The 3,152-nt window shown below is 54.6% G+C and carries 1 rRNA gene; it reads right to left on the bottom strand.

Annotated features, from left to right (window positions below):
• Nucleotides 1–20: 20 nt before the first annotated feature.
• Nucleotides 21–2,896, bottom strand: a 23S ribosomal RNA gene (locus HSDC_RS15125).
• Between the last annotated feature and the right edge of the window lie 256 nt (nucleotides 2,897–3,152).

Genomic DNA, 3,152 nt, shown 5'->3' with positions numbered 1-3,152 from the left:
CCATCCTCCTTGGGTGTTATATGGTCAAGCCTCACGGGCCATTAGTACCGGTCAGCTCAACGCCTTGCAGCGCTTCCACATCCGGCCTATCAACCAGCTCGTCTTGCTGGACCCTTCAGGAGGCTCGAGGCCTCGGGGAGATCTCATCTTGAAGGAGGCTTCCCGCTTAGATGCTTTCAGCGGTTATCCCGTCCGACCTTAGCTACCCGGCAATGCCACGGGCGTGACAACCGGTACACCAGAGGGTCGTCCACTCCGGTCCTCTCGTACTAGGAGCAGCACTTCTCAAATCTCCAACGCCCACGGCAGATAGGGACCGAACTGTCTCACGACGTTCTAAACCCAGCTCGCGTACCACTTTAAATGGCGAACAGCCATACCCTTGGGACCGACTTCAGCCCCAGGATGTGATGAGCCGACATCGAGGTGCCAAACACCGCCGTCGATGTGAACTCTTGGGCGGTATCAGCCTGTTATCCCCGGAGTACCTTTTATCCGTTGAGCGATGGCCCTTCCATACAGAACCACCGGATCACTAGAACCTACTTTCGTATCTGCTCGACGTGTCTGTCTCGCAGTTAAGCACCCTTATGCTCTTGCACTCATTGCACGATTTCCGACCGTGCTGAGGGTACCTTCGTGCTCCTCCGTTACACTTTGGGAGGAGACCGCCCCAGTCAAACTACCCACCACACACGGTCCTCGATCCGGATAACGGACCTGAGTTAGAACGCCAATGATGCCAGGCTGGTATTTCAAGGTTGGCTCCACGGTAGCTGGCGCTACCGTTTCAAAGCCTCCCAGCTATCCTACACAAGCAACATCAGCGTCCAGTGTGAAGCTGTAGTAAAGGTTCACGGGGTCTTTCCGTCTAGCCGCGGGTACACAGCATCTTCACTGCGATTTCAATTTCACTGAGTCTCGGGTGGAGACAGCGTGGCCATCATTACGCCATTCGTGCAGGTCGGAACTTACCCGACAAGGAATTTCGCTACCTTAGGACCGTTATAGTTACGGCCGCCGTTTACCGGGGCTTCGATCAGGAGCTTCGCTTACGCTAACACCATCAATTAACCTTCCGGCACCGGGCAGGCGTCATACCCTATACGTCCGCTTACGCGTTTGCAGAGTACTGTGTTTTTAATAAACAGTTGCAGCCACCTGGTATCTTCGACCGCCTTCCGCTCCAGCCGCGAGGGCCTTCACGTAACGGCGGCGTGCCTTCTCCCGAAGTTACGGCACCATTTTGCCTAGTTCCTTCACCCGAGTTCTCTCAAGCGCCTTGGGATTCTCACCCTGACCACCTGTGTCGGTTTGGGGTACGGTCCCACTGTATCTGAAGCTTAGAGGCTTTTCCTGGAAGCGTGGCATCAATGACTTCCAGACCGTAGTCTGTTCGTCTCGTCTCTCGGCCTTGGGGAACCGGATTTGCCTGATTCCCCAGCCTACTGACTTTCACCAGGACAACCAACGCCTGGCTCACCTAGCCTTCTTCGTCCCCCCATCGCAATACAGTGAGGTACGGGAATATTGACCCGTTTCCCATCGACTACGCCTTTCGGCCTCGCCTTAGGGGCCGACTCACTCTGCTCCGATTAGCGTCGAACAGAAACCCTTGGTCTTCCGGCGGGGGAGTTTTTCACTCCCCTTATCGTTACTCATGTCAGCATTCGCACTCGTGATACCTCCAGCAAGCCTTTCGACTCACCTTCGTCGGCGTACACGACGCTCCTCTACCGCTCACCCGTAGCTTCGGTACCTGGTTTGAGCCCCGTTACATCTTCCGCGCAGGCCGACTCGACTAGTGAGCTATTACGCTTTCTTTAAAGGATGGCTGCTTCTAAGCCAACCTCCTAGCTGTCTAAGCCTTCCCACATCGTTTCCCACTTAACCAGGATTTCGGGACCTTAGCTGACGGTCTGGGTTGTTTCCCTTTTCACAACGGACGTTAGCACCCGCTGTGTGTCTCCCACGCTTGCACTCACCGGTATTCGGAGTTTGCCTCGGGTTGGTAAGCCGGGATGGCCCCCTAGCCGAAACAGTGCTCTACCCCCGGCGGTGATACGTGAGGCGCTACCTAAATAGCTTTCGAGGAGAACCAGCTATCTCCGGGCTTGATTAGCCTTTCACTCCGATCCACAAGTCATCCAAATCTTTTTCAACAGATCCTGGTTCGGTCCTCCAGTTGATGTTACTCAACCTTCAACCTGCTCATGGATAGATCGCCCGGTTTCGGGTCTATTTCCAGCGACTGGTCGCCCAGTTAAGACTCGATTTCTCTACGCCTCCCCTAATCGGTTAAGCTCGCCACTGAAAATAAGTCGCTGACCCATTATACAAAAGGTACGCGGTCACAGGACCTGCCTGCTCCCACTGCTTGTACGCACACGGTTTCAGGATCTATTTCACTCCCCTCTCCGGGGTTCTTTTCGCCTTTCCCTCACGGTACTGGTTCACTATCGGTCAGCCAGGAGTATTTAGCCTTGGAGGATGGTCCCCCCGTCTTCAGTCAAGGTTTCACGTGCCCCGACCTACTCGATTTCACAGGATCAGATTTTCGGCTACGGGACTATCACCCTGTATCGTCGAGCTTCCCAGCTCGTTCGCCTAATCAATCACCTGCTTAAGGGCTACTCCCCGGTCGCTCGCCGCTACTGGGGGAATCTCGGTTGATTTCTTTTCCTCGGGGTACTGAGATGTTTCAGTTCCCCCGGTTCGCCTCGTTGACCTATGGATTCAGTCAACGATACCCATCTTGCGATGGGTGGGTTTCCCCATTCGGAAATGCCCGGGTCGCAGGTTGTTTGCCACCTCGCCGAGCCTTATCGCAGGCTTCCACGTCCTTCATCGCCTCTGGCTGCCTAGGCATCCACCGTGTGCGCTTCATCGCTTGACCATATAACCCGAAGGAGTCTGGTCGCGATGACTCAACGACAATTGCCGGATACGCTTGAGACGTATCTCATGTCCTTTCTTTCGAAAGGAACTGTCAGCAGGATTACATTGTTAAAGAGCGACTGTTCGAAGAACAGTCGGAAGTCATAAGAATGAAGAAGAAAGAACCTCTTCTATGTCTCAAGACTTGCGACTGGTCTCGTCACATGGACTGTTGGGTGGTGGAGCCTACCGGGATCGAACCGGTGACCTCCTGC

It is taken from the genome of Halomonas caseinilytica, from assembly GCF_001662285.1.
GTDB classification, from domain to species: domain Bacteria; phylum Pseudomonadota; class Gammaproteobacteria; order Pseudomonadales; family Halomonadaceae; genus Halomonas; species Halomonas caseinilytica.
This window is presented reverse-complemented; position numbering and strand designations above follow the sequence as displayed.